The following is a 26,372-nucleotide window of genomic DNA, read 5'->3' as shown; positions in this document are numbered from 1 at the left end:
ATGAGTGGTCAATGAAGAAAGTTTTAGCTAGTTTGGTATCGATCCTGATGATAATCAGTATGTTGGCAGGGTGCTCCGCAGGCAGTTCTTCTGGAAACGGCTCAGGGCAAGAAGATGGCATCACATTAACCTTGCTGCATCGGTGGCCTAATGAACCCTTTAAAGGATACTTTGATGCTGCTATTGAAGAATTCAAAAAAGAAAATCCGGAAGTTAATTTTAATGTAATAAGCGTTCTAAACGAGGATTATAAACAAAAAATTAACGTTCAATTAAGCAGTGATACACCACCAGATATTTTCTTTACATGGGCGGGTGAATATGGAGACAAATTCATTCGTGACGGAAAAGCCCTGGATATTACAAAATACATGCAAGAAGATGGGGAATGGGAAGAGACGATTATTCCTTCTGCTTTAAAACCATTTACTTCAGAAGAGAAAATTTACGGTGCACCTGTGCTGATGGACGTTCGAATGATGGCCTACAATAAAGATATTTTTAAAGAACTAAATCTGACTCCGCCTAAGACGTGGGATGAATTTATCAAAGTGTTAAAAGCGATCAAGAAAACTGAAACGACTCCTCTTGGCTTAGGAAACAAAGCCCCATGGAACGGTGGTTTGTACGTTACAAGTTTAAATCAGCGGATGGTAGCGCCGGAAGTATTAGCAGCTGACAATAACCGGGCTACTGGAGAGTTTACAGACCCAGGATATGTGGAAGCGCTTGAAAAATTGCAAGAACTAGTTCCTTATATGAATGAGGATCCAAATGCATTAAGCCGCGAAGAAGAAAGAAGTTTATTTGTAAATGGCCAAATTGCGATTATGCCATTGCATACGATTGAATTCCCTTACGTTAAAGATGCTCCGTTTGAATGGGGAACGTTTAATTTCCCAACGATTGAAGGCGGCAAGGGGAAAGAAGCAGTGGTAACGGGAGCTCCCGAAGGATTTATGGTTTCATCCGAAACGAAACATCCAGAAATGGCAGCTAAGTTTCTAAAATTTTTAACATCTAAAGAAATGGCAGAGAAGTGGGTAGAGACAACAGACGTAATCAGTACAACAAAAGGAGCAGTCAATGAGAGCAACTCTTCTCCAATTATGTTGGATGTAACAAAAGAGGTAGAAGAATCAGACGAGATGGTAATCTGGCTTGATACAGCTCTTGAAGGAAAAGTGTTCCAGCCTTACTTGTCTGGTATTCAGGAATTGCTGAATGAAGAAAAAACGCCAAAAGAAGTGATGAAAGAAGTACAAAGCGCCGCCAAGGAAGTCCGAGAAGCAGCAAAATAATAGAAATAAAAGATGCAGCGGTCCGCGGCATGCCGCTGCATCTTTAATATCATAAAAGGGAGGTATAAGGTAAAAATGAAGACGAATCCGGCAGTCCCTTACTTGTTTGTGACCCCTGGTCTTCTGATTGTCTGCTTGTTTATTTACTATCCTGTAATCGATAATCTTCAATCCAGTTTTTATAGCTGGAACTCCTTTTCACCAAACCGAGAGTTTTTGGGGATTGCTAACTATACAAGAATCTTTGAGGATACAGTTTTTCAAACTGCATTAAAAAATAATTTAATTCACGCCTGTATTTCTCTGATCATTCAAGTTTTTGGCGGATTGGTTATTGCCGCTGTTTTAGAAGATACGATTTTCAGAAAAGTGGCTCCGCTCCTTCGTACCGTGTATTTTATTCCAGTTCTAATTTCTATCACGGTTATAGGCCTGCTCTTTTCATTTATTTATAATCCGCAAATAGGGTTGTTAAATAAGTTTTTAGAAGTGATTGGCCTGGGCGAATTGGCAACAGGGTGGCTTGGAAACAGTGATACCGCTTTTTATGCGGTCGTTGCGATGGGCCAATGGATTGGAACAGGATATATTGCTATGTTATATATTGTGGCTATGCAAAAAATTCCTGGTGAGTTGTATGAAGCGGCAAAAATGGATGGGGCAAATAAAATCCAAACCTTTTTCAATGTAACCGTTCCACAGGTTAAGGAAATGACTTTTGTAGCCGTTATTTTCACGCTGAGTCAGTCTATGCTGACTTTTGCCGACGTGTATGTTTTAACACAGGGAGGTCCCGGAAATTCTTCACAAGTCTTAAGCACTTATCTTTATGATAAAGCTTTTGTGGATAATGAAATGGGCTATGCTTCAACGATTGCAAACGTTATTTTTGCAATTTCGATTATCTTTTATATCACTCAATCCAAAATCCTTAAAACTGGCAAAGGAGATTGAAGATGGCAAATAAACTGGTTCAATATAATGTCGTCGGAAAAAAAGAAACGGTCAGAAGCCTTACGAAAAGCGGCAAAAAAAGCTGGCTTTCCTGGTCAGGTATTGCCATAACTTCAGCTCTGTTACTGCTTTACTTTTTAGCGGTAGCTTACCCTTTATTTTGGATGGTCATTAATTCGTTTAAAGAAACGAACGAAATCTTCCGCAGCAGCTGGGCGCTCCCTTCAAAATGGATGTTTTCTAATTATCAGGAAGCATGGGCTACAGGTGTATCAAAATTCTTTTTAAACAGTGTATTCGTAACCGTTATGACTGTTCTATTTACTGTTATTCTCAGTGCACTTTGTGCATTCGGTCTAGCAAGGTTTGAATTCAAAGGAAAGCTGATTATCTTAGGGCTTTTGACTGCTGGTTTAATGTTTCCTCCACAGGTAAGCTTAATCCCACTCTATAAATTAGTTCAGCTGATGGGGATTTATGATACACATTGGGCATTGATCATTCCTTATGTTGCGTTTAGAATTTCACTGATCATGCTTTTGATTCGATCTTTCTTTCTTCAAATTCCGAAAGAGTTGGAAGAAGCGGCTTATTTAGAAGGGTGCTCCATATTTGGCGTGTTTTTTAGAATTTATCTACCACTGAGTAAACCTATTTTGGTTACTTCGATGCTTTTGACAGCATATTGGGCATGGAACGAATTTTTATTTGCCAACTTGTTTATTGACAGTGATGCACAAAAAACGATTACAGCAGGACTGCTGGCATTTCGTGATGCACTTTATACAAACTGGGGTGTTCTAATGGCTGGACTGGTTATTTCTTCTCTTCCGCTGATTATTTTATTTTTGTTTATCCAAAAATCTTTTGTTCGTGGGCTCGCAGACGGCGGTGTGAAAGGATAATCTGGCTTACAGATTGGACAGTTTACAAGACAAGGAGATTCTATTATGAAGATATTAGGTATTGGTGATGGAGTAGTTGACTACTATCAAGACCAGGGACTGTATTATCCCGGGGGAAGTGTCGTAAATGTAGCGGTTTTTGCTAAACAAAATGGAGCTGAACAAGCTGGCTACATGGGGATTTTAGGAACAGATCAAGAAGGGGACCATATTCTTTATTCTTTAGAAAAAGAAAAGGTAAATACTGAACGGGTCAGACGGGTACATGGCGTGACCGGAGAAGCCGTTGTTACATTGGATGAAGAAGGGGACCGAGTATTTGTCGGTACAAATAAAGACAAGAGAGTTCAATCGCTGGTTTCTCTTCGCCTAAATCAAGACGACCTAAGCTATATTGATCAGTACGATTTAGTTCATGCTACGATCAGTATCAATCATGGCATTGAAGAAGAACTGCCCAAAATAAGCAGCAAAATGATTTCTTTTGATTTTTCTACAAAGGAATACTGGACAGAAGAATACGTGAAAAAGGTTTCTCCTTATTTGGATTTTGCTTTTTTTTCAGGCAGTGATTTAACAGTTGATGAAATTCACCAGCTGATTCAACAAGTCCATAAGTCAGGCGTGAAAGTGGTCGGCGTCACAAGAGGAGCACAGCCGGTCATTTTTTCAGAAGAAGGAATGATATTTACTCAATCGCCCCTTGAAGTTGAAGCAGTCGATACGATGGGAGCTGGGGATTCATTCATCGCTTCCTTTTTAATGTCCTATACTCAATCAGAAGACATGGGGGCGGCCCTTCGAACAGCGTCCGAGTTTGCCTCAAAAGTATGCGGGCACTATGGTGCTTTCGGATATGGAGCAAAAAAATAAAGGGAAGAGGGAATGGGGAAATGAATTTTGCGAACATGAACCTGGCCTACCAGCGGTATCCCATTGATTATTTTTTAGACTCTACCGTTCAGCTTGACCTGGAGGCAATTGAACTTTGGGGAGGGGAGCCGCACTTACATGTGGAAAGGGTAACGGCTTCAGAAGTTCAGTCCCTTTTAAAAAAAATCAAATCAAGAAACTTAGAAATCGTCTGCTTTACGCCGGAGCAGTGCAGCTACCCGGTCAACTTAGCGGCTCCAGATAATGAAACACGAAAAAGCAGTATCCGCTATTTTGAAAAAAGTTTAGCGATTACAGATTCCCTGGAGTGTCCATTTCTTCTGATTTCAGCTGGATACGGTTTTTTTAACGAACCTGAAGAAAATGCTTGGAAAAGAGCCCGAGATTCTATTTATCAGATCGCCCAATTAGCAGAAAAGAAAGGAATCACTTTGCTGTTAGAACCCTTTTTTTATCCTTATTCAAATGTAGTCATCAATGCAAGAACAGCAAAACGAATGCTGGAGGAAATAAAAACCCCCTTTTTAAAGGCGATGATCGATATACCGTGCATGATAGTTGCTGGTGATACGATTGGAGATTATAACACCTTATTTGCGGATGATTTGGTACATATCCATTTTGTTGATGGACAATGGGGCAATTCTTCCCACCTTGCTTTAGGAGAAGGGGAATTTCCTTTAGATTCATTGAAAGAAAGCTTGGAGAATATAGGGTATAATGAGTATTTAACCTTGGAATTCTTCGGAAACCAATATAATGCGGATCCTGAAAAATGCGTGCAGGCCAGTTTGGACTATGCAAGGAAAAAGTGGGGCAGTGTAAATTGATGGACAGGAATTTAGGAAGTCTTTATGATTAAATTGAAAGGGGTTGCTCATGATGCGGATTTCTAATCGTGCTGTTAAAATGCTTATTTCAAGTAGGAATGATAACACTATTGTATCGTCTAGAAAATTAAAGAGAGCTAACCCCAAAGGCTCTTTGACAGTTGAGGTTGTAATATGAAAACTAAAGTTAAAAGATATGCAAAACCACTATATGTTCAATTAAAAGAAAAAATCAAAAAAAATATTGAGAATGAACAATACGCTATAGGAAGCCAGCTGCCGACAGAAGCAGAATTGTGTGAACTGCATGGGGTTAGCCGTATTACGATACGAAGAGCGATTGCAGAGCTCGAAGAAGAAGGTATTGTTCAAAAGCAGCACGGTATCGGAACTTTTGTAAAATCTGCTGGGAAAATTAAACGGGAGCTTGTCTCAGTGGGCGGGTTTTCAGAGTTCCTGGTCCAGTCAGGTAAACAGCCTAAAACGAAAATTCTTTCGACTGCCGTGGTGACGATTGCAGATGTAAATATTGATTCCTTGCATGTAGAGCTGGAAGAACCGATACTAGAAATTAACAGACTGCACTTGATTGATGATGAACCTATTCATTTAGAAAGCAGTTATTACTCATTAAAAAAATTTCCTGATTTAGATAAGCATCTGGAAGAATCAAGCTCTATTTATAGCATTATTAAAAACAGATATAAGGTTGACTTAGTGAAAAATCAAAAAACACTAAATGTCATTAATCCGACCATGGAACAAGCCGCCTTACTGAAAAGTTCCCCGGACCATTCATTTTATGAAATTGAGAAAGTAGCATTTGATCAAGACGATGTTCCGATTCATTTTGCTAAATCCTATCTGCCGACACATAAAGTTACGTTTACTATTACAACTGAATGATCAATCTGGAGTGTAAGTATTTAGCTAAACATACAATGAACCCGTTACCTGCCGTATTTTTGTAACTGCCGCTTTGTCCCGGACGAAACGGTTGAATAATTTTACTTATACTATATAAAGTTACTTGAATACATTGTCTCTGATCAGATCATCAACTATTCTCCCCGCCTGCTGAACTGCATAAATTGCTGTGAACTATTTAAGGTTTCGGCTGAAATTTGTAAACAAACAATTAATACTTCCTTATCAAATCAGATATATCCCAGCTTCTCTCTAATAGAGTCGTATTCCTCTTGTCTGTTGAAAGGCATGTTATAAAGGACTCTATTCTTATTCATTAAAAGTAGTTAATATGGATGATGTAGGTATTGAATGAATACCGGTAAGGCCGGTTTCAATTATATGGACTCATCCTTATTGATGGAGTACAAAAAGGAAATGCCTTTCACACAGAAGAAATGGTCAGGATCTGATGTACCGGCAGGGCACCTAGTCCAATAGGAGTAGCTGTGGCCATGTGTTAGAAGCACTAATTAATCTGAACTGCAATAAGTAAAAAGTAACTGTCTATGATATACAAATGAAGTCGCTGATCCATTTAGGATCGGCGGCTTTTTGATAGTGGATCTTTTTTCCTGTTTAAAAGATAAGAAGGTAGTCATAAAAGCACGCTGCTTTGCATAAAAATAAATTCTATAAAAAGATTTTAGTAGATCTGCAAAGAAAGGAGGGGGTTGAATACTTTTTGTGCAATCAGGTGATTCTACCTTTAAATTTAGCTGGCCAGAAACTAGCATTCTATTCTTTAGAGGAACTTATTGGGAATTTATATGAACTGGGCAGGTTGATTAAATTGGAAAATATTTTATAAGGTTTAGTGCAAAAAGCCTATTAATAAGATATAATTCATTTAAGTAAATTGGGAATTTATTCATTTTACAAGTTGTACATAAAGGTGAAAAATTAGAAGGAGCTTTATGCGTCTTAGACATCAGAGCTTCTTTTCCTCTAAGAGCAAGATTTCTCAAAGGAGTAATGATGAACATGAATGAAAAAACAGTTCCTGTTGTAGATGCCCTGCATCCAGAAATCGCTTCTTCTCTTCTTAATCATATACCGGATGCTGTGATGCTCCTCTCTGTTGAGGGTGAGATGTTTTATCGCTTTGCTTTCATCAATGACGCAGCCTTGGCCTGGTTTAATTGGCCTGCAAACGTGTGTGGAATGCTTTTACACCAGATGTGGCCGGAAGATTCGCAAGGCATAATCCTAAAGCACTGCAGGGAAGCGGCAGCTTCTCGAAGCAGCATAACCTTTAATGAGCTAGTCTGTCTGCCGCAAAGTAGAACGGCCAGACAAATGGTTTTGACGCCTCTGTTTAATCAAAAAAATCTTTGTACTCACCTCATCTTCACTATTCAAGGGATCAGCAAATCATCCATCCAGAAGACGCAAATTGAGATGGACCATTCTTTTTTTGAAGCATTTTTTACTCATTCGGTGGACCCAATTTCGTTATGGACGGTGCAAGGTGATCTTCTGGAATTGAACCCTGCTTTCAAAAAAGTGTTCGGTTGGGAAGAGGGGGCATTTGAAACAGAAACAGCTCTTCATACGTGCGGCTTTATTCCCAAGGATAAAGGAGAAGAAGCAGAGATTCTTTTTCAGCAAATGCTTCAAGGACATACTATTTCTCATTATGAAACGCAGCGGCGGCATAAAGATGGAAGACTGCTTGATGTAGCCATTACCTATCTGCCTATTAAAAATCAAAAAGGAAATGTGACAGCAGGAGCTATCAGTTTTTGTGATATTTCTGAGACGAAGAAGCTTGAAAGAGAGCTGCGTAATGTGAAAGAACAGCTTGAGCTCGTTTGGAACAACACGGCGGACGCGATTGACTTATTTACACTTCAAGGACGGCTGCTGCATATCAATCCTGCTTTTACTTCTCTTTTTGGCTGGACAAAGGAAGACACAGAAGGGGAAAGGCCAGCCATTATCTTCACGCCGCCTCATTTAAAAGAAGAGCTTCAGCAAATACGCAGCCAGCTCCGAAAAGGACAAACCATTGTTAGTTTAGAAACCGAACGACAAAAAAAAGACGGCAGTATGCTAGATGTACTGGCGACTTACAATCCTCTTAAAAATAAAGCAGGAGAAGTATGGGCTGTAATTGGGGTATACAAAGATATTACGAAACTAAAGCAGGTACAGGCAGAGTTAATGGAAAGCGAAGAACGGTACCGCATCATTGCTGAACATTCACATGATATTATTAAAGTTCTTCATTCGAATGGCCAGATTACCTATGCTTCTCCTTCCCACGAGAAGGTACTTGGTTTTAAGCCGGATGAGTTAGTAGGAAAAACATTTTTTGATACTGTTCATAAAGAAGATGTCGAGCAGGTAAGGAAGCAGTTTGAGCGTTCAATAGAGGAAAACGGCATGTGCCAGGTACAGTTCCGCCAGTGTACAAAAGACGGCTCATGGATCTGGGTAGAAGCCATTTTTTCACCGGTCAGTGGCAAAGAAGGGCTTGTTCAACAATACACAGTAGCGGCCCGGGATATCACACAAAGGAAGCGTGACGAAGAGGAACTGCAAAACTATGCATCATTCGATTCATTAACGGGTGTATACAATAGACGAATGTTCACTGAATTTATCGATAAGGAAATTGATGCAGCGAAGCATTCCTGCCGCAGTTTTGCCGTTATGTACATGGATATCGATAAATTTAAAGAGGTTAATGATTCATATGGCCATGAAATAGGAGACGAACTATTAAAACAGTTTGTCCAAAGGCTGATGAAAGCAACACGCAAAAGTGACATGATAGCCCGCATGGGAGGAGATGAATTTACGATTTTACTCTCCGATATCAACAGCTTAAAGGAAGTAACGGAAGTAGCAGAAAGAATTCAGCAGGAACTCCGGATGCCCTATCACCTTCAGGGGCACATGATCAGGGCCACATCAAGCAATGGCATTGCTTTTTATCCGCATCATGGCGAAAGCACACAAGTATTACTGCGTCATGCAGACAGAGCACTATACAAAGCTAAAGAGAACCGTAATACGTATCATATTTATGGATAAAAGTAGGAAAAAGGCAGTGCCTGGTTCATTTTCCTCGTAAGCAAGTTTATAAAAGAACAAGGAAAACAACAAACACCTGGTAAATAAATATGTAAAACCACAGACAAAACTGCTTACCAATCTTAGATTGGAGGTGGCTTTGTCTTTTTTGCTTTCTACTCTTAAAAATAAAAAAGTACAGATAATCTTAAAAAATTATAGAAAAACAGGGCGCCTAAACAGCCTATAATCAAAATTGTTAACGCTTACATAAGGTTGACCTCTCATAAGAAGCAGGGTGATTTGTTCAACGGCTGTTATGTTTATTCCTATATTTAGGAAGTTTTCAGAAAGGTTTAGCGTATCTGTGTTTAAAACAGCAGTTTGTGAAGCAAAAAACTACTTTTAAGCAGGGAAACTCAAAAATGGGAGGTATCATAATGGGAAAACAATTGAAAAAAATCAAAAAGACATCACAGCTGAAACGATTCGCCGCTTTATCTGCAGTCGGCGTGTTATTGGTTACTTCTAACGCTGGGGGAATGGCTTATGCACAAACATCTGCAGCAGAATCCCTTCAGGCCGCTGTCTCTGCTGACTCCCGGACTGAAACACCCCAATTAATCAACGCACAATCAATCGATTCCGTTATTCAAGCTATGACCCTGGAGGAAAAAGCAAAACTTGTAGTAGGGACCGGCATGCCTGGCATGTTTGGCACCCCAAAAGCAAGAGTAGCCGGTGCGGTTGGACAAACATATGGCATTCCGCGTCTCGGCATACCAAGCTTGCTGATGGCCGATGGACCGGCCGGGCTGAGAATTAGTCCAACAAGAGCAGGTGACGAGAAAACCTACTATGCGACGGCTTTTCCGATTGCCACATCTCTGGCTTCCACATGGGATACAGAGATCGTGCAAAAAGTAGGACAAGCACAGGGAAATGAAGTAAAAGAATACGGGATTGATATTTTTCTTGCTCCTGCTCTCAATATTCATCGAAACTTATTAAATGGCCGCAACTTTGAATATTTTTCTGAAGACCCGCTGGTGGCTGGCAAAATGACAGCAGCTCTTGTAAATGGAGTAGAATCAAACGGGGTTGGGGCTACGATCAAACACTTTGCAGCGAATAACCAGGAAACCAACCGGATGACGATTGATACAGTAGTTTCAGAGAGAGCTTTAAGAGAGATTTACCTAAAAGGGTTTGAAACGGCCGTAAAAGAAGCGCAGCCGTGGGCCGTGATGAGCTCTTATAACAAGCTAAATAGCCTGCCGGCTTCTCAAAATAACGAGCTGCTTACCAATGTGCTTCGAAATGACTGGGGATTCAATGGGTTTGTCATGACAGACTGGTTCGCTGGGACGGACCCAGTTGAACAGATGAAAGCGGGCAATGACCTGATTATGCCAGGTATGGGACAAGCGGAGGCGATTGCCAATGCGGTAACGAACGGACTGTTAGATGAATCAGTACTTGACCGTAATATTAAACGAATTCTGCAAGTGGTAATTGAAACACCGACTTTTAAAGGGTATGAGTACTCCAGTCAGCCGGATTTACAGGCACACGCTAAAGTGGGAAGGCAAGCCGCGGCTCAAGGAATGGTATTGCTGAAAAATGAAGATGGAACATTGCCTCTTCGTACAAAAGAAAAAGTGGGGTTGTTTGGAAACACACAAGTTGAAACGATTAAAGGAGGTACCGGAAGCGGAGATGTTAATGCAGCCTACACCGTCTCTATTGCGGATGGATTAGAGGAAGCGGGCTTTCATCTAAATCAAGATTTACTGAACAGCTATAAAACTTATATAGCAAACTTGAGAAGTATGGATGAGTATAAAATTGTCGACAGTCCATGGGGAAGCGACTTTGGAAAGCTGACGCCGCCGATTCCAGAAAAGACACTGGCAGCAGACGAAATTCAGTCAACGGTAAAGGAAACGGATACCGGGGTCATTGTGATTGGAAGAAATTCTGGCGAGAGCGCAGACCGAAAAAATGAGAAAGGGGATTACCTTCTGACAGATCAAGAGCAGGCGATGATTGCAGGAGTAGCAGAAGCTTATCATAAGGAAGGCAAGAAAGTAGCGGTTGTCCTAAATATTGGCGGACCGGTTGAAATGGCCAGCTGGAGAGATAAAGTGGACAGCATTCTTCTAGCCTGGCAGCCTGGCCAGGAAGCCGGGGGTGCAGTAGCAGATGTGCTGTCAGGAGCCGTGAATCCGTCAGGAAAGCTTGCAACCACATTCCCAGTTGCTTATAGTGATGTACCTTCAGCAGATAACTTCCCGGGTGACCCGGCTGAAAATCCAGAAAAAGTGGTCTATGAAGAAGGGATTTACGTCGGCTACCGTTACCATTCAACATTTAATGTAAAGCCTGCTTACGAATTTGGCTATGGCCTGTCGTATACAACATTTGATTATAGTAACATTCGAGTAAATCAAAAAGAATTTAATAAAAAAATAAAAGTTTTTGCCACAGTAGAAAACACGGGCAAAACAGCAGGAAAAGAAGCGGTTCAAGTTTATGTGTCCGCACCAGATGGAAAGCTGGAAAAGCCAGCACTGGAATTGAAAGCATTCGGCAAAACAAAAGAGCTTCAGCCAGGTAAGAAAGAAAATATGATATTTGAGCTTGATGCCAAGTCGCTTGCTTCTTTTGATGAAGATAAGTCTGCCTGGATTGTAGAAAAAGGGACGTATACGGTAAAAATCGGTGCTTCTTCTGAAAATATTAAAGGAACCGCATCCTTCCAGGTAAACGATGATATTGTAGTAGAAGAGGTGGAAAACGTTTTGTCACCAAAAGAACCAATAGACGAACTTTCAAAGGAAAGTAACTAAGCATGCTGACACGATAATTTTGCCTGCAGAAGAAAAGAAAAACCCTGTTAAACAGTTGTTGACTGTTTAACAGGGTTTTCTTCGTTTCTATGTGAAATGTAGCTGTGTGAAATCATTCCGATAATTACAAAAAGGATACCACACCAAGCTAACGTAGAAGGAGCAGGGATTGCTAAAAACAGAAGCTCCCCGGCTAAAGCAAAAAGCACTTCCATCGATTGTGTAGCTTCAACTGATGCCAGCTTTTGCATATTCCCTCTTACCATATCCGTTGCTTTAAAAAACAGTACTGTTGCAATCACACCTGAACAAAGGGCCACTAATAAAGATTGGAGATTTTGTTCCTTGCTTGGCAGGCCGACGGTATAAAAGCCGTATAAAGAAAGCAGAAGCCAGAATGGAAGACTGGCCAGGGTCATGCCTAACACCCTCTGAAAAGCATCCAGTCGTCCTTCACATACGTCCATCATTTTACGGTTCCCTAAAGGATAGGCAAATGAGGCGATCAGAACAGGAACCACGCCCAGTAATACGTTTTCGGCAGAAAACTGCTTTGCATGTTCCATTTGCATGAATACAATTCCCAGCAAAATAATGAGTGACATGATCATGCCTTTAAAAGGAATTTCCCCCCTTACCTGCAATGGACCGTCCTTTGTATACACTGTTTCAAAAAATAAAGGGGCAAGTAAAGCGCCGGAAATAATGGTAATTTGCCACGTTCCGGCGATCAGCCAGCCCGGTGAATAAGCAGCGGCATAACATAACGGAGCATAAAAAAGGCCGAACCCAATAAAGCTCCATAAAAGCCATGTTCCGGGCTGCTTTTTCATTTCCACCAGGAGCGGACGTAAATTTTTTCTTATCATCACAATACATAAAAGAAAGGGTACCATAAAAATGTAACGGAGCGATGCACTCCATATCCAGCTGCCGCCGGACAGCTCCATGGATGCATTAAGCACAAAAGTAAAAGCAAAAAAGAAAGCAGCACAAATTCCAAGAAAAATAGGCTTCATATGACTATCACCTCGATTCTGTTTGCTGCGTAAGCAGTGTTCCAAGACTTAGCCAGTTTTCCTCTACAAGATGAACCGCTTTTTCAAACTGTTGATTTTCACATGCTAATATAATCTGATTGTGCTGATCGATCGAGTTTAATGCTTTTAATGTAGCGAATTGTGAAATCTCTAAACGGTGAATTTTTGGCTCGCTGCGTTCTAAGGCCAGGACAATTTCGGGATTTCCGGCCGCATCCAAAAATACCTTGTGAAAAGCGGTATCTGCTTCAATTGCTCCAATCACATCTCCTTTTTCAATTGAAAGCTGCAGCGTTTTATTGATTGATTTTAAAGCTTCCATATCAGCTTGATTCAATAAAGGACACGCGAGCCGGGCGGCTAGGGCATGTAAAACAGCTACCACGGTAAAAGCGTGCTTCGCTTCCTCTACATTTAGTGGAGCCACACGTGTAGAAGAACCGGGAAGTGATTCTACCAGCCCTTCATCTTCCAGGCGTTTTAGCGCCTCCCTGACAGGAGTACGGCTAATGCCAAACTGTTCAGCTAATTTTTTGTCGTGCAGCCGTTCTTCTGGCTGAAATTCTAATGTGACAATCGATTTTTTTAACGTTTCGTACACTTCATCTCTAAGGGACAAACGCTTAATAGGTTTTATTATATTTTTTTCCATAAAACCAATATATCGCATATTAATTTTTAACACAACCGCACTTTTTAACACAAAATAGCTCAGAAGATGCAATGGCAATTTACGCGATGAGCTCTGATTTAAAGTGAAAGGGAGAACAGCGATTTATTTCATCCAGGCACTTTTTTAAACTCATCAATAAAAATTGCTATATTAAAATCTTTTTAGTCCAGGGACAGATGATGTAGAACTTAATCCAAGCACGACGGTTTGGAAACTAAGAGAGCTTCAAAATCATTTATTCCCGGAAGACGGCCTGCAAAAAGAGCTTCTTTCGAGCCTTATTACTTTGTAACAGACAATCTTCCATAGCAGATTATGCTGAACAACTTGTATAATGGGCAGGGAGGGTACGCTCATGGAAACATGGCTCCCTGCTTAATCAGCATGTCAAAGGGGTAGGAACAATGACGTTTATTGAAGACCGGCGGGCTCTAGTGAAAATGGCACACATGTATTACGAAGAAGGAGCCACACAATTAGAAATTGCAAAAGAAATGGGCGTAAGCCGCTCATTGATTTCAAAATATTTAGCAAAGGCAAAAGAGCAGGGCATTGTGGAAATTATCATTCACGATGATGTTATTCATCCGTTTCGCCAGCTGGAAATGCAGGTGGAACGTTCTCATGGCATTCGGGAAGTGGTATGTATTCCGAGTTTTGGCGGGGAATCGTCTAAAAGCAGGCTCGGTGCGGCGGCAGCCAAGTATTTGCTGCGCATTATGCAGGATGGTCAGGTAATTGGTGTTTCGTCGGGAACTACACTGTTTGAAGTAGCAAAAGCAATGACTTCCAACCAAACATATCCTTCTGTTCGGTTTGTCCCGTTTGTGGGCGGAATGGGGAATGAACGTGTAGATATTCATGCCAATCATATTGTAGCGACGATGGCTGGACAGCTGCATGCTGAATATAAGCTGCTTCATACACCGGTTATGGTAGATTCCAAAGAAGCCAAAAAGGTATTTATGAGCCAGTCTTCTATTAAAAGTGTATTTGATCTTGCTGCTCAGTCTGATATTGCGGTTGTCGGCATTGGCGGAACGCCTGAACATTCCACAATGGTACAGTCTTATCTTGGACAGGAGCATCAAAATCATTTTGTTGATCAAGATATTGTAGGAGATATATGCTATAACTTTATCAACAAAAATGGAACAACTTCTCAAAGTACTTGGAATGAACGAATTATTGCTTTTGAGGCTGAGAAGCTAAAAGACATTCCTCTTGTTATTGGAGTAGCGAGCGGCAAAGAAAAAGTACAATCCATACAAGCAGCTTTAAAAGGAAAACTGATCGATGTGCTGATCACAGACGAGGAAACAGCGAAAGACCTTGTTGCGGAACAGGATAAAAACTAACCCTTTTTATTGTCCGTTCTAATGAAGCTTGACTCAGTGAACCTCTCCACCTAAATCAAAGATTTTGATGGAGCATCCCTTATCTTGAATACAGTACAACACCAGCTGGTTAAGCTTCCTTCGGAAGCTCGAATGCATGATGAAGACTAATGAACGAAGACAAGGTCTGCGATGTCCTTTTTGCCAGCTTAGGAACTTTTGCCTGAAGTGACAACCATTTCGTTTCCGAAATGGATTTTTGAAAAGCCCGAATAAAATAACGGGCGCCAATATTATACGAAGCAGACAAATCCGTATGATAGACTTTGCCAGTTGAAAACGTGGCAAGGTCTTTTTTCGGGTTCCGTTCCACTTTTCCAGAGCCGCCGAAAGCCAGGGCGCTGGTGTTTCGCGGATTGATTCGGGAAATCCGCATGCCCAGGGAGTGCGCCATTTCTTCCACTTTGTTCTGGATACCTATTTTCCGCCACCCGTGAAGCTTGAAACGGAGTTTCCTGGCTCCATAAAACCCTTTGGGGTTTTCATTCTGCCCAGGTACTCGAATACAATGACGTCACAGCCATGCTTTGCCGCGAATTTGACAATTTTATGGCTTGTGTGGCGGACAATATGCTACTGGTACCCATTGATCTGCCGCCAAAAATTGGGCGCATGGATACGGCCGCTTGCTCGCTGGGCTTTCCGCAGTTTGTTCGTTATGGTCTGCAGACGGTCTTTTTCTTTAGGCTGGTTAATAAATGTCCGGCCTACAATAGTGCCTTTTGCATCGATAATTGAACATACCGCAGAATTGGTGAGCCCAAGGTCTACCGCACACACTTTTTGTTCTTGAATAGGTGTTTTCGTTAAAGTGACTTTATTTTCGTATCTGATGGAAAGAAAGAATTTCTTTCTCCGCTTAATCAGCTTAGGGTTATGTTCTTTCCATTCCCAGACACCACGTTTGTAGTGGTCCTGCCCTTTAAATTAGATATTTATCCATACCCAGTCATTCTGGTGGAACACTTTGATTTGTGCTGATGTATCGGATGTTCTGTTGAACATGTTCCCTCGATAAAAAACAGGGAATTCTTTATGTTCCGCCTGCAGGCGCGGAGGCTGCTTCTTAAATTTCTTCCCTTCGGAAAGAGCGTATTTCTGCTCTTTTTCCCAGTTTTGATAGTTAGAGCGGAAGCTCTTTACTTTGCCAAAAGCAGAGGCAATAGCACTTCTCGATAAAAAAATATATAGAAGAACAAGGAGAATAAAGACCTTAGCGCCTAACCCCCATTAAATCGGAGATTTTGAAGGGGAATGCGGTGCTAATTTTTTGTTCAAAAAAGGCAGAAAAACCTTTATGGATATGTTCGCCGGTATCATTCCGACACTCATTTGTTTGGTTCTTGCTGTAAACGCTTTAATTAAGATTATCGGAGAAGAGCGGATTGACCGCTTTGCCCGAAAACAACGAAAAATATTATTTTGCAATAAACAATAAAAAGTAAAAAAGCTGGCCTGAGGATTCTGGCCAGCTTTTTCAATTTCAATCAAAGAAAGCATAGAAAATTTTTAAGTAACCGCTAACCCTTTACGCGCTTGCTTTACCTGCCCTTCCGGCTGTTTGGAAAGCTGGGCACATTCTTTAAAGGCACGCTGTCTGCAGCCGAGGCACGTTCCGGCATTTAAACGAGCTAACGCATAGTTTAACGCTTTTCCGGTACGGTCAAAGAAATATTCTTCACCGAGATGCTGATAAAAACCGGTGCTTGAAAGCAATTCTTTCGGCTGTCGTTTCAATCCTGACAGCAGCAATTGTCCGCCTTGTTCTTTCAACTGATTGGCAATGGAAACAAGAAGCGCTTCACCCGAGGTGTCAATAAAAGAAACGTTGCTCATACGCAGCAGCAGCACTTTTGGTTTTGACTCTAAAATGTGGTCAACCGCTTCTTCAAACTTTTCAGTTGATCCAAAAAATAACGGCCCTTCAATGGTATACATGCCGATTTGAGGACAGTTTTTACCTTGAGCAACCATTTCTGGCTTTACCAATTTGTCTTCTGGATCCGGAAGTACTTTAGAAACCTTTAAGCCGCGGCTCATTTTAACCACAAACATAAGCAGAGCCAATAGCAATCCGGCTCCTACCCCAGTCGTTAAATCGGTGAAAACTGTTAACAAAAATGTAACGATCAGGACAGCTGAATCCGCACTTTTTGTTTGTACAATGTGACGGAATTCTTTTCGTTCACTCATATTCCAGGCCACGAACATTAAAATCGGCGCCATACTTGCCATTGGAATATGAGAAGCGTAAGGAGCTAACAAAAGCACGACGAGCAGCACGACAAGGCCATGCACAATGCCTGATAAAGGAGAAGCCGCCCCGTTTTTAATGTTGGTAGCCGTTCTGGCAATGGCACCTGTAGCGGGGATGCCGCCAAACAAAGGAGTCACCATATTGGCAATTCCTTGTCCAACGAGTTCCTTGTTGCTGTGGTGTTTTTCTTTACTCATATTATCAGCTACAACGGCTGATAAAAGAGATTCGATTCCTCCTAAGGCGGCAATCACAAACGCAGCTGGCAAGAGCATAATCACCGTTTCCCATGTGATCGCTGGAAATTGAAAAGCCGGCAGTCCGCTTGGAATCGCTCCGAATGCCGTGCCGATGGTCTCTACTTGACCGCGAAAAAAGAAAAAGGCGATAACACTTGAAACTAGCAAACCAGCCAGAGGCCCAGGTATTTTAGGAACATATTTTGTCATTAAAATAATCGTTCCCAGGCAGATGAAGGAAATCAGCACGCTAATTGGATTAACTGATCCAATGTGCAGCATAATCTCTATCATGTTTAAGTGAAATTCTTCATGTTTCTTAATGTCTCGCAAACCAAGAAAGTTAGCGATTTGCCCAGAAAAAATAATGACGGCAATGCCAGCTGTAAATCCTATTGTAACAGGACGTGGAATGAACTTAATAAATCGTCCTGCTTTCAAAAGACCGGCAAGGAGAAGCAGGATTCCGGCCATGAATCCGGCAATCAGAAGATTTTCATATCCATACTGGGAAACGACCGCAAAAAGAATAGGAACAAAAGCTCCTGTAGGGCCCGCAATCTGGAATTTGGAGCCTCCTAAAAGCGAAACCAAAATGCCAGCAATAATGGTTGTATACAATCCATACTCAGGTCTTACACCAGAAGCAATCGCAAAAGCCATTCCTAAGGGAATCGCAACAACCCCTACTACCAACCCAGCAAGCAGATCTCTTTGAAATCCGCTGATGCTGTATCCTTCAAATCTTTTTAAAGCGATCATGGGTTCATTCCTTTCTAACACAAAATTTAGTTATTAAATATAACTATGGAATATTATAGTTATTTATTGTAAATAAAATGTTTCTGTTCCATTACTATCCATAGGATTATTGTTCCTTTTTTTGTAATAATCAGAAAATATAATAAAAGACCAAAATTGGGGAAAGAGAAGGGTTTTAGTTCATAAAAAATTAAATTTAATGTATAAAATTTAACACTTAATTAAAATAAAAGGAGTAATTACTCTAAAATGATAAAAATTACCTTATTGTAAAATGGCCCTATTTTATAAAATTGTAAAAATGAATAAAAGAAATTAAAAGTTAAGAAGGGGAAATGGGAGTACCGCCAAAATTGGGTAAGTGGGTGGTAGTTCAATTAAAGACAATTACTCAGTTTATCGCTTAATTAAAGTAGAAAAAGCAGCCGATCGGCTGCTTCAAAATGCTATTATTTGTATCCTTAGCCTATCCAGACACTTTCATCATAATCGCATTGCCCAGACCGCTCCCTGAACAGATAGTTGCGATACCCATTCTGCCGCTACGCAAAATACAAAATAATTTAGGAAGCTTCCTTTATGTGAACTTCTCCATCTGCATCAAGGATTTGGCGGAGAGGTTCACATGGCTTTGTTTCTACCATCACTTCTGTCCTCTTCAGGAGTAATCTGTCTGATTATTGTTAATGACCACGTTTGATCTTAACCTTCTGTATGCTCCGGGTGCGGTTCCGTACTTTTTCTTAAATACTTTGCAAAAGTAGGAATAAGAACCAAATCCACATTCGATCGCAATATGTTCAAGTGTCATATTCGTGTATATCATCCGGTCAATGGCAGAGGACAAACGAATCTCTTGAGCATATTCAACCATCGTTTTTCCAACACAGCTTTTAAAGAGATGGACAGATCGTGATAGGCTGAGTCCTGCATGTTGTGCTACATCGTCTGCTTTGAATGTTGTCAGTGCATGCTCCTCAATATACCGCATCATACGTGTCACTGAGTAGGGACGAGAAAAAGCAGGACTCGTTTCAGTGGAGGCCCGTTCGAGAGATAGACAAAGCGCCCGCAGCAAATAGCTGGTGATCATTTTGTTGTCACTGGATGAGGGCCTGCGTTCCTCAATGATGATGTTCTGCCACAAGGAAATGAGGGTTTCATTAATCCCGATATGTGAAATGGTCCGCTTTGCTGATCGGGACCACCATTCATCAAGCCAAGCGTCGTTGCAAATGAGATAATAATCACCGCTGCCAACCTTTTCTTTAATAAAAAGTTCGTAGTGATCTTCTGGATGAACCATTAAAAGATCCCCTTTTTTGATCAGAAGTTTCTCCCCATTGATTTTGGCTTCACACGACCCTTCCGTTTGCAAACGAAACAAATAACTTGCAGATCCAGGTTTGTGCTGGGAATAAAACCCCTGTGTGTGATAAGAGTAACCGCATACATGTATATCCATATCATTCACTCGCTTTTTTTACATAATAGCAAAATTGTACATGTTTTAATTATATCATTTATGTTCATTTTTAATTGTCCGTTATATGCTGTAGTCAGATTAATCATATAACAAGAAAAGGGGAAATAAAATGAAAGCGATTCCGATAGCAGTTCAAATGTTTACTTTGCGTGATGAAAGCGAGAAGGATTTTGCCGGCACATTGAAAAAGGTAGCAGAACTTGGCTACGATGGTGTTGAATTTGCAGGATATGGAGGGCTGTCCGCTGCTGAAGTCCGTACATTGCTGGATGAACTGGGGCTAAAAGCCGCGTCAAGCCATATACCGCTGGACGAATTGAAAACAAATTTGGCACAAGTGATTGAAGATCAAAAAACATTAGGCAGTAAATTTGTAGTTTGCCCATATTTACTTCCAGAGCAGCGAACTGAGGAAGATTATAGAGCGCTTATTGCCTTGCTGAACGAAGCCGGGGAAACATGCCGCCAGGAAGGCATCACGCTTTGCTATCACAATCACGATTTTGAACTGGACCGCTTATCAGATGGCCGGCCGGCACTTGAAGCCATTTTTAATGATACGGACTCAAAAAATGTAAAAGCGGAATTCGATGTGTATTGGCTGACTAAAGCTGGGGAACGGCCGATTGACTGGCTTCGTCGTTATAACGGAAGAACACCTCTCGTTCATTTAAAAGATATGACAACAGATGAGGAGCAGTTTTTTGCAGAGCTCGGCACAGGCGGTGTGGATCTTGATGAGGTCCTGGCAGCAGGTGAAGAATCCAATGTAGAGTGGTGGATAGTAGAACAAGATATGACTCGTAAGTCTCCGTTTGAAAGTATTGAAATCAGCATTAACTATTTAAAAACGAAACTGCCGCATCTTACAGGCAACTAAAAAGGGGGATAAAGATGGCAGTAAATGTTGGCGTCATCGGCTGTGGAAATATTAGTGGCATTTATTTGGAAAATAGTTGCCGCTTTCCGCAGTTTAATATTATTGCTTGTGCGGATTTAGACAAGGCAAAAGCCGAAGAAGCAGCTCGTAAATATGGTGTTGAATCTGTATACAGTGTCGAGGAAATGATCGCTTCACCGGACATTGATATGATTATGAACTTAACGGTTCCGCACGCTCACGCAGCAGTAGCACTCGAAGCTATTGAACAAAAGAAGCATGTATACTCAGAAAAGCCGCTTGCTGTTTCATTGGAAGATGGAAAGAGGATTATGGAAGCTGCACGTTTAAACAATGTCACAGTCGGTTCCGCACCGGACACTTTTTTAGGCGGCAGCATTCAGCTTGCCGGCCAATTAATGAAAGATGGAGTTATTGGAAAACCAGTTGGTGCAACCGCATTCATGATGTCACGAGGGCCTGAATCATGGCATCCGAATCCCGAATTTTTTTACCACGCAGGCGGCGGGCCGATGTTTGATATGGGTCCGTATTATCTTACGGCACTTGTCAGCCTGATGGGTCCGGTAAACCGCATTACTGGATCCGCTCGAATTACGTTTCCAGAGCGTACCATTACAAGTGAAGCAAAATACGGAGAAAAAATTACCGTTCAGGTTCCAACTCATGTTACCGGCATTCTAGATTTTATAAACGGGGCCACGGCAACTATTACAACAAGCTTTGATGTATCTGCAGCACGCACGCCATTCATTGAAATTTACGGTGAAGAGGGCACGATTAGCCTCCCGGATCCTAATCATTTCAACCAGCCTATTTTAGTGAAAAGACATGATGGGAAAGAATGGAAAGAAATCAAACCAGAAGGAGATGCTCTCGATAACTTGCGTGGAATCGGACTTGCAGATATGGCGGAAGCGATTAAAGCAGGCAGACAACCACGCGCAAATGGAGAGATGGCACTGCACGTTCTTGAAATTATGCATGGTATTCATCTGTCATCCGAACAGGGAAGGCATTACATAATGGAGAGCAGTTGCAATTGCCCGCCGTTAATAAAACAACCAAATGCAGCAGTATAAGACGGGGGAGGAAAAGAGAATGAGCAAATTGAGGGTAGCGGTTATTGGATGTGGGAGTATTGCAAAATATCGTCATCTTTCTGAATATAAAGCGAACAATCAGGTAGAGATTGCAGCGGTATGCGACATTGTGGCAGAACGTGCAAAAGAAATGGCAGCAACGTATGATGCAAAAGCCTACACCGATTATAAAGAGGTAATAGCTCTTGATGATATTGATGCTGTCAGTGTATGTCTGCCTAACTATTTGCATGCGCCTGTATCTATTGATGCGCTAAATGCAGGCAAGCATGTTTTATGCGAAAAGCCGATGGCTACTTCAAAAGAAGAAGCGGAAGCCATGATTGAAGCGGCAAAAGTGAACAATAAAAAGCTGATGATTGCCCACAACCAGCGTTTCGTGTCTTCTCATCAGGCGGCAAAAGAGATCATCGACAGCGGCAAGCTTGGGAAAATTTACAGCTTTAAAACAACATTTGGCCATCCAGGGCCTGAAGCTTGGAGTGTAGATGAAGCTGGAAGCTGGTTTTTTAATAAAGAGCAGGCGTTTATCGGCGCAATGGGCGATCTTGGCGTACACAAATCAGATTTAATGCGTTATTTGCTTGGCGAGTTTTCAGAAGTAGGTGCGTTCATTGAAACAAATGCAAAACAAAACACGGAAGTGGATGACAATGCCGTTTGTATTCTCAGAACAGAGAGCGGCATTATCGGCACGCTTGCTGCAAGCTGGACCTACGTTTCGGGCGGCGACAATTCTACAATTATTTATGGAGAAAAGGGTGTGCTCCGTCTAGAAGCAGATCCGGAATATTCCCTCGTTGAAGAATACCGCAACGGTAATGTAGTGAATCATAAATTGGATAAAATCCAAACAAATGAAGAAGGCGGGCAGACAAACTCGCATGTAATTGATCATTTTGTTGAAAGCATTCAAGAAAACAAGGAACCGCTTATCAACGGCGAAGAAGGCTTAAAATCTCTGCAAATTATTTTAGCGGCACTTGAATCACAGGAAACAAAGCAAATTGTTTCACTAAGACAGGAAGTGCCACTCGGATGAAATTAGGTGTTTTACTGTTTGTTTTTTAATAACTAAATGAAGTAAACCAGTATGAAGAAGCTGTTCTATCGAAACATAAAATTGCGAAGACAGAGGAACGAAAGAAATCCTCTGTTTCTTTTGATTTTTTATTAGTTGTATAAATTGATGGATGGTTTTTTAACATTTCTACAACATGAAAATCCCTTCTCAATGATTAAATCATTTAAAGAAGCAGTTAAAGAATTTAAAGTATAAAAAAATAATAAAAGATACTTAAAAAACAGTAAATGTTTTGCGGGATGAAAGCAATCCTGAGTAACAGCTCTTACATCGGAACAGGAGAGGACGCCTTGTCTCTTCTGTTTTTTTTTTAAGTAGCATTGTGAAAAAATGAGCAAAACAAAAACCATTAGAAGAATATAAAACCTGCTTATTTAAAAAACCTATAAACACAGCGCACTTGAACTACCACCCACTTACCTGACGGTTGAAGTGGGGGATTCCTGGGCAAGGGGATCTTCGACCCCCAGTAATCAGGCTAACCCCGTATTCCAACGGTTTTATGACCAAGCTTAACTAGACTGAAGTGAAAGAAGCCGAAGGGCTTCTTTTTCAATATTCAGGCTCGCATTCAGGTCCCGGTCGTGACGTACGCCGCAGGATGGACACTCCCACACCCGTACAGCGAGATTTTTTACATCCTTATGCTGATGCCCGCACCTTGAGCAGAGCTGGCTTGATGGGAAGAACGGATCGACTTTTATGATCGTCCGTCCGTACCACTTCGCTTTGTAAGCGAGCATTTCGTTGAACCTCGACCATGACGCATCATGAATCCCCTTGCTTAGTTTTTTGTTTTGGACGAGATTCTTCACTGACAAATTCTCCACTGCGATCACTTGGTTTTCATGAACGAGCCTGGTCGTCAGCTTGTGAAGAAAATCTTCTCTTGTGTGTTTGATTTTTTCGTGCAGTTTAGCAATCTGGGCTTTATTTTTTTTCCACGATTTCGAACCTTCTTTTTTACGTGCAAACGCACCCTGAAGAAAGGCTAATCGCTTTTCGTATTTTTGATAGTATTTCGGGTTGGCAATGGATTCACCGTTGGAGAGCACGGCAAACTCTTTTAATCCCAAATCAATGCCAACGGCGTCGTTGGTGCTTGGTTTGTACGGAGAATAAGGCATTTCGCAAATGACCGAAATAGAATACCGGCCGGTATTGCTTCGGCGCACGGTGACACGCTTAATGTCGCCTTCGATGTTTCGGGACTTGGAAAAACGAATCCAGCCGAGTTTCGGCAGCTGAATGTGGTTGTCTATCATTTTAATATTGTTGTTTGTCATTTTGGTCGTATAGCTCTGGACTGGGTTTTTCTTACTTTTGAATGTCGGATGCCCCTTGAAATCATACGCCGTTGGCGTATAGCCTTCTGCACATTTTTTCGCGGCTCGTTTTTTTAATTCTTTTTTTGGCTGATCCTTATATTTTTTGAATCCTTCGTACTGATATTCGATGCTTGCCTGAAGAGCAATACTGTCAGAATCAGACAACCATTTGAACGTTTCTTTTAGCCCAGGGAGGAGCTTTTTAGCGGCTGTTTCTGTATACCGTTTTTTTGTTTTTTCGAAACTCTTGATGTTTTCATTTAATATATAATTGTAGACAAACCGGCAGCAGCCGATCGTTTGGTTAATCAGTTGTTTTTGCTCGTCACTTGGATGGATTTTAAACCGAAAGGCTTTAAAATGAAGGTTCTTTGTTTCATCTGTTTTGGTTTTCATCATTTTCTCCACCCCCTGAACATTTGTTCTATACCTAATTATACCATTTTAGCAATAGTGCGTTCAAGGAAAAAGAATGACTGAAAGAGCAGCGATTCATCCCCCACTTAGCAAGCTTGAAGTGGGAGTGTTCTCGCTGAAAATGATAAAAGAAAAAGTGCTATTGACAACCGGTATCCAAAAGTGGTCTATTTGTTTTACATAGGGAAAGGGGATGAAAATGAATAAATGGGATAATTTGATGAAATGGGTACGCCCCGTTAAGATTCGCCAAAAATATTTTGTAACCATGCTGATTATTTCGATTTTGCCGATTGCCGCACTTGGTTTCATTTCCTATAATATCGCCAAAAATACACTGGCTGAGAACCAGCTGCAGGCAACAGCGAACCAATTAAAAACATCGAGTGAAAGTGCAGATTTACTGCTTCAAAATGTTATTAATTTGGAACGGCTTATGTCATGGAACCAAGATCTTCAAAGCGAGCTAAAAGAAAGTGCGGCAAACAATGAAATAGACAGTGCGACGATGACGAATGAGACACTTAACCGGATTGATTACATCATTTACAGCTATTTTATTGATACACAAGATATCGACTCGGTCTGCTTATTTGATATTCATCACCGTCCATACTGCTACGGCAATTCTAACAGCATCGGTTTATTCGATAACGGCGGCTCATTCCCAGAAATCGAAGGTGAAAAATGGTATCAGGAAGGACTAAAAGCAGAAGGCGGCATTACCTTTTTCAGCAGGAATGTGCTAGTCGGCAACCAGTCTGAACAAACCTTTTCTTCAGTTAAACTGCTTCGGGATGCGGAAGGGGTTTTTGAAGAAAGAGATCTCGGCATGCTTGTTGTGAATGTAAAAAAATCGTTATTTGAGCGGGCTATAAATGAAAGCGGTAACAGTAAAACGATGGTGTTTGATGATTCAGGTTCCATTGTTCGAAGTGTGTATAGTGATCCCATTGTCAGCAGGTCTTCTCTTAGTCACCGAAGTACACTTGAGGGAACAATTGACAGCTTGAAAGAAGACGGAAACCTTGTCAGCAGTTATCAAAACGATACGACTGGCTGGACATTTGTGCACACCATCGATGAAGACGAACTGTTCAGCCAGTCGAGCGGCATCCGGAATGCGACCGCACTTCTTGCTATTTTAATGGTTATGGTCTCTTTGTATTTATCATTTGTTGCATCCGGCCGGCTGACCCAGCCTTTTCTTCAACTGAAATTACTAACATCGGATTGGAGCAGCCATGGGATAGGCAGTGAAAACAAAAAGAATGATGAAATTACAGAAATCGGTGAGACATTCAAGCGGGTCACAACGGAAAACAAAGAATTGAGTGAAGAGCTGGTTCGTGCTCAGCTAAAAGAACGGGAAGCTGAGTTGAAAGTGCTGCAGGCGCAAATTAAGCCGCATTTTTTGTATAACACGCTTGATTCCATGTACTGGATGGCGACCATTAACAACAATCCGGATATCGCCAAAATGGCGCTCGCCCTGTCAGAAAGCTTTAAGATCAGTTTAAGCAAAGGAAAAGAACAAATTTCTGTGAAGGATGAACTCGATCATATCCGCCATTACATTACCATCCAAAATTTACGGTATCAGGACCGTTTCACGTACATAGAAGACGTAGACCCTGCAATGCTGGATAGGCCGATGCTAAAGCTGCTCCTGCAGCCACTTGTAGAAAATGCCATTTATCATGGTCTTGAACAGAAAGTTGGGCCGGGTACGATCCGCGTAACCGGATGGGAAAATGATGGCCTGTTCAAATTTACTGTGGAAGACGATGGTGTTGGCATGGAAGATGTTTCAAAAGCGAATGAGGGGTTTGGCATGAGCAATGTAAAAGAGCGGCTTCTGCTGTTTTACGGACCGGAAAGTACATTCAAAGTTGCAAGCGAACCGGGAAAAGGAACAAAAGTGGAACTGCAATTTCCAGAAAAGAAAGGAGAGAAGTAGCG

The 26,372-nt window shown here is 41.4% G+C and carries 21 protein-coding genes; 14 read left to right on the top strand and 7 right to left on the bottom strand.

The window, feature by feature from the left end; genetic code table 11:
• The first annotated feature begins 11 nt into the window (after positions 1 to 11).
• From M3221_RS18130 to M3221_RS18095, 8 genes are all read left to right on the top strand, one after another.
• A complete protein-coding gene (locus tag M3221_RS18130) occupies positions 12 to 1,301 on the top strand; it encodes an ABC transporter substrate-binding protein (protein ID WP_251273132.1) in 1,290 nt (429 codons plus the stop codon).
• 75 nt (positions 1,302 to 1,376) lie between these two features.
• Positions 1,377 to 2,255: a carbohydrate ABC transporter permease gene (locus M3221_RS18125; protein ID WP_251273131.1), complete on the top strand. Its 879-nt coding sequence runs from the start codon at positions 1,377 to 1,379 to the stop codon at positions 2,253 to 2,255.
• A 2-nt stretch (positions 2,256 to 2,257) separates the two neighbouring features.
• Positions 2,258 to 3,160: a carbohydrate ABC transporter permease gene (locus M3221_RS18120; protein ID WP_251273130.1), complete on the top strand. Its 903-nt coding sequence runs from the start codon at positions 2,258 to 2,260 to the stop codon at positions 3,158 to 3,160.
• A gap of 45 nt (positions 3,161 to 3,205) precedes the next feature.
• Complete coding sequence (locus tag M3221_RS18115; protein ID WP_251273129.1) at positions 3,206 to 4,033, top strand: PfkB family carbohydrate kinase; 828 nt, start codon at positions 3,206 to 3,208, stop codon at positions 4,031 to 4,033.
• On the top strand, positions 3,991 to 4,884 hold the full coding sequence (locus tag M3221_RS18110) for a TIM barrel protein (RefSeq protein WP_396120352.1): 894 nt from the start codon (positions 3,991 to 3,993) through the stop codon (positions 4,882 to 4,884). Before M3221_RS18115 ends, M3221_RS18110 begins: the two co-directional genes overlap by 43 nt.
• A gap of 174 nt (positions 4,885 to 5,058) precedes the next feature.
• Positions 5,059 to 5,790 (top strand): UTRA domain-containing protein, encoded by a 732-nt coding sequence (locus M3221_RS18105; RefSeq protein WP_251273127.1) that lies wholly within the window; start codon positions 5,059 to 5,061, stop codon positions 5,788 to 5,790.
• 1,044 nt (positions 5,791 to 6,834) lie between these two features.
• The gene (locus tag M3221_RS18100) at positions 6,835 to 8,892 is read left to right on the top strand and encodes a PAS domain S-box protein (RefSeq protein WP_251273126.1); all 2,058 of its coding nucleotides are present in this window, start codon (positions 6,835 to 6,837) and stop codon (positions 8,890 to 8,892) included.
• A 419-nt stretch (positions 8,893 to 9,311) separates the two neighbouring features.
• Entirely contained in the window at positions 9,312 to 11,723 is a 2,412-nt protein-coding gene (locus tag M3221_RS18095) for a glycoside hydrolase family 3 C-terminal domain-containing protein (RefSeq protein WP_251273125.1), read from the top strand.
• A gap of 47 nt (positions 11,724 to 11,770) precedes the next feature.
• On the opposite strand, the gene M3221_RS18090 is transcribed toward M3221_RS18095, so the two are convergent.
• Both M3221_RS18090 and M3221_RS18085 read right to left on the bottom strand, forming a co-directional pair.
• Positions 11,771 to 12,742 (bottom strand): DMT family transporter, encoded by a 972-nt coding sequence (locus M3221_RS18090; RefSeq protein WP_251273124.1) that lies wholly within the window; start codon positions 12,740 to 12,742, stop codon positions 11,771 to 11,773.
• Positions 12,743 to 12,749: 7 nt separating this feature from the next.
• Positions 12,750 to 13,415, bottom strand: a complete 666-nt coding sequence (locus tag M3221_RS18085; protein ID WP_251273146.1) for a GntR family transcriptional regulator — start codon at positions 13,413 to 13,415, stop codon at positions 12,750 to 12,752.
• Between the two features lie 425 nt (positions 13,416 to 13,840).
• Here M3221_RS18085 and M3221_RS18080 point away from each other — a divergent pair, with 425 nt between their 5' ends.
• Positions 13,841 to 14,794 (top strand): sugar-binding transcriptional regulator, encoded by a 954-nt coding sequence (locus tag M3221_RS18080; RefSeq protein ID WP_251273123.1) that lies wholly within the window; start codon positions 13,841 to 13,843, stop codon positions 14,792 to 14,794.
• A 109-nt stretch (positions 14,795 to 14,903) separates the two neighbouring features.
• On the opposite strand, the gene M3221_RS18075 is transcribed toward M3221_RS18080, so the two are convergent.
• Entirely contained in the window at positions 14,904 to 15,227 is a 324-nt protein-coding gene (locus M3221_RS18075) for a hypothetical protein (RefSeq protein WP_251273122.1), read from the bottom strand.
• 179 nt (positions 15,228 to 15,406) lie between these two features.
• Complete coding sequence (locus M3221_RS18070; protein WP_251273121.1) at positions 15,407 to 15,613, bottom strand: hypothetical protein; 207 nt, start codon at positions 15,611 to 15,613, stop codon at positions 15,407 to 15,409.
• Positions 15,614 to 16,130: 517 nt separating this feature from the next.
• Here M3221_RS18070 and M3221_RS18065 point away from each other — a divergent pair.
• Positions 16,131 to 16,271 (top strand): PTS glucitol/sorbitol transporter subunit IIC, encoded by a 141-nt coding sequence (locus M3221_RS18065; protein WP_251273120.1) that lies wholly within the window; start codon positions 16,131 to 16,133, stop codon positions 16,269 to 16,271.
• 71 nt (positions 16,272 to 16,342) lie between these two features.
• Here M3221_RS18065 and M3221_RS18060 read toward each other — a convergent pair whose 3' ends face one another.
• On the bottom strand, positions 16,343 to 18,091 hold the full coding sequence (locus M3221_RS18060) for a SulP family inorganic anion transporter (RefSeq protein WP_251273119.1): 1,749 nt from the start codon (positions 18,089 to 18,091) through the stop codon (positions 16,343 to 16,345).
• A gap of 658 nt (positions 18,092 to 18,749) precedes the next feature.
• Complete coding sequence (locus M3221_RS18055) at positions 18,750 to 19,556, bottom strand: AraC family transcriptional regulator (protein ID WP_251273118.1); 807 nt, start codon at positions 19,554 to 19,556, stop codon at positions 18,750 to 18,752.
• A gap of 130 nt (positions 19,557 to 19,686) precedes the next feature.
• On the opposite strand from M3221_RS18055, the gene M3221_RS18050 reads away from it, so the two are divergent.
• Genes M3221_RS18050 through M3221_RS18040 form a run of 3 tightly spaced genes read left to right on the top strand, consistent with a single transcriptional unit; the run spans position 19,687 to position 22,623 of the window.
• Positions 19,687 to 20,457, top strand: coding sequence for a sugar phosphate isomerase/epimerase family protein (locus M3221_RS18050; RefSeq protein ID WP_251273117.1), 771 nt, complete (start codon positions 19,687 to 19,689; stop codon positions 20,455 to 20,457).
• Positions 20,458 to 20,471: 14 nt separating this feature from the next.
• Positions 20,472 to 21,560: a Gfo/Idh/MocA family protein gene (locus M3221_RS18045; RefSeq protein ID WP_251273116.1), complete on the top strand. Its 1,089-nt coding sequence runs from the start codon at positions 20,472 to 20,474 to the stop codon at positions 21,558 to 21,560.
• Positions 21,561 to 21,579: 19 nt separating this feature from the next.
• Positions 21,580 to 22,623, top strand: coding sequence for a Gfo/Idh/MocA family protein (locus M3221_RS18040; RefSeq protein WP_251273115.1), 1,044 nt, complete (start codon positions 21,580 to 21,582; stop codon positions 22,621 to 22,623).
• A gap of 554 nt (positions 22,624 to 23,177) precedes the next feature.
• Here M3221_RS18040 and tnpB read toward each other — a convergent pair.
• Positions 23,178 to 24,392, bottom strand: a complete 1,215-nt coding sequence (gene tnpB / locus M3221_RS18035; RefSeq protein WP_251273114.1) for an IS200/IS605 family element RNA-guided endonuclease TnpB — start codon at positions 24,390 to 24,392, stop codon at positions 23,178 to 23,180.
• 217 nt (positions 24,393 to 24,609) lie between these two features.
• On the opposite strand from tnpB, the gene M3221_RS18030 reads away from it, so the two are divergent.
• Complete coding sequence (locus M3221_RS18030; RefSeq protein ID WP_251273113.1) at positions 24,610 to 26,370, top strand: cache domain-containing sensor histidine kinase; 1,761 nt, start codon at positions 24,610 to 24,612, stop codon at positions 26,368 to 26,370.
• The last annotated feature ends 2 nt before the right edge of the window (positions 26,371 to 26,372 follow it).

Origin of the sequence: Domibacillus indicus (genome assembly GCF_023715895.1) — a bacterium.
In the GTDB taxonomy this organism is placed as follows: domain Bacteria; phylum Bacillota; class Bacilli; order Bacillales; family Domibacillaceae; genus Domibacillus; species Domibacillus indicus_A.
Note: the sequence above shows the minus strand (reverse complement) of the source record. Positions and strands in the feature narration are given on the sequence as shown.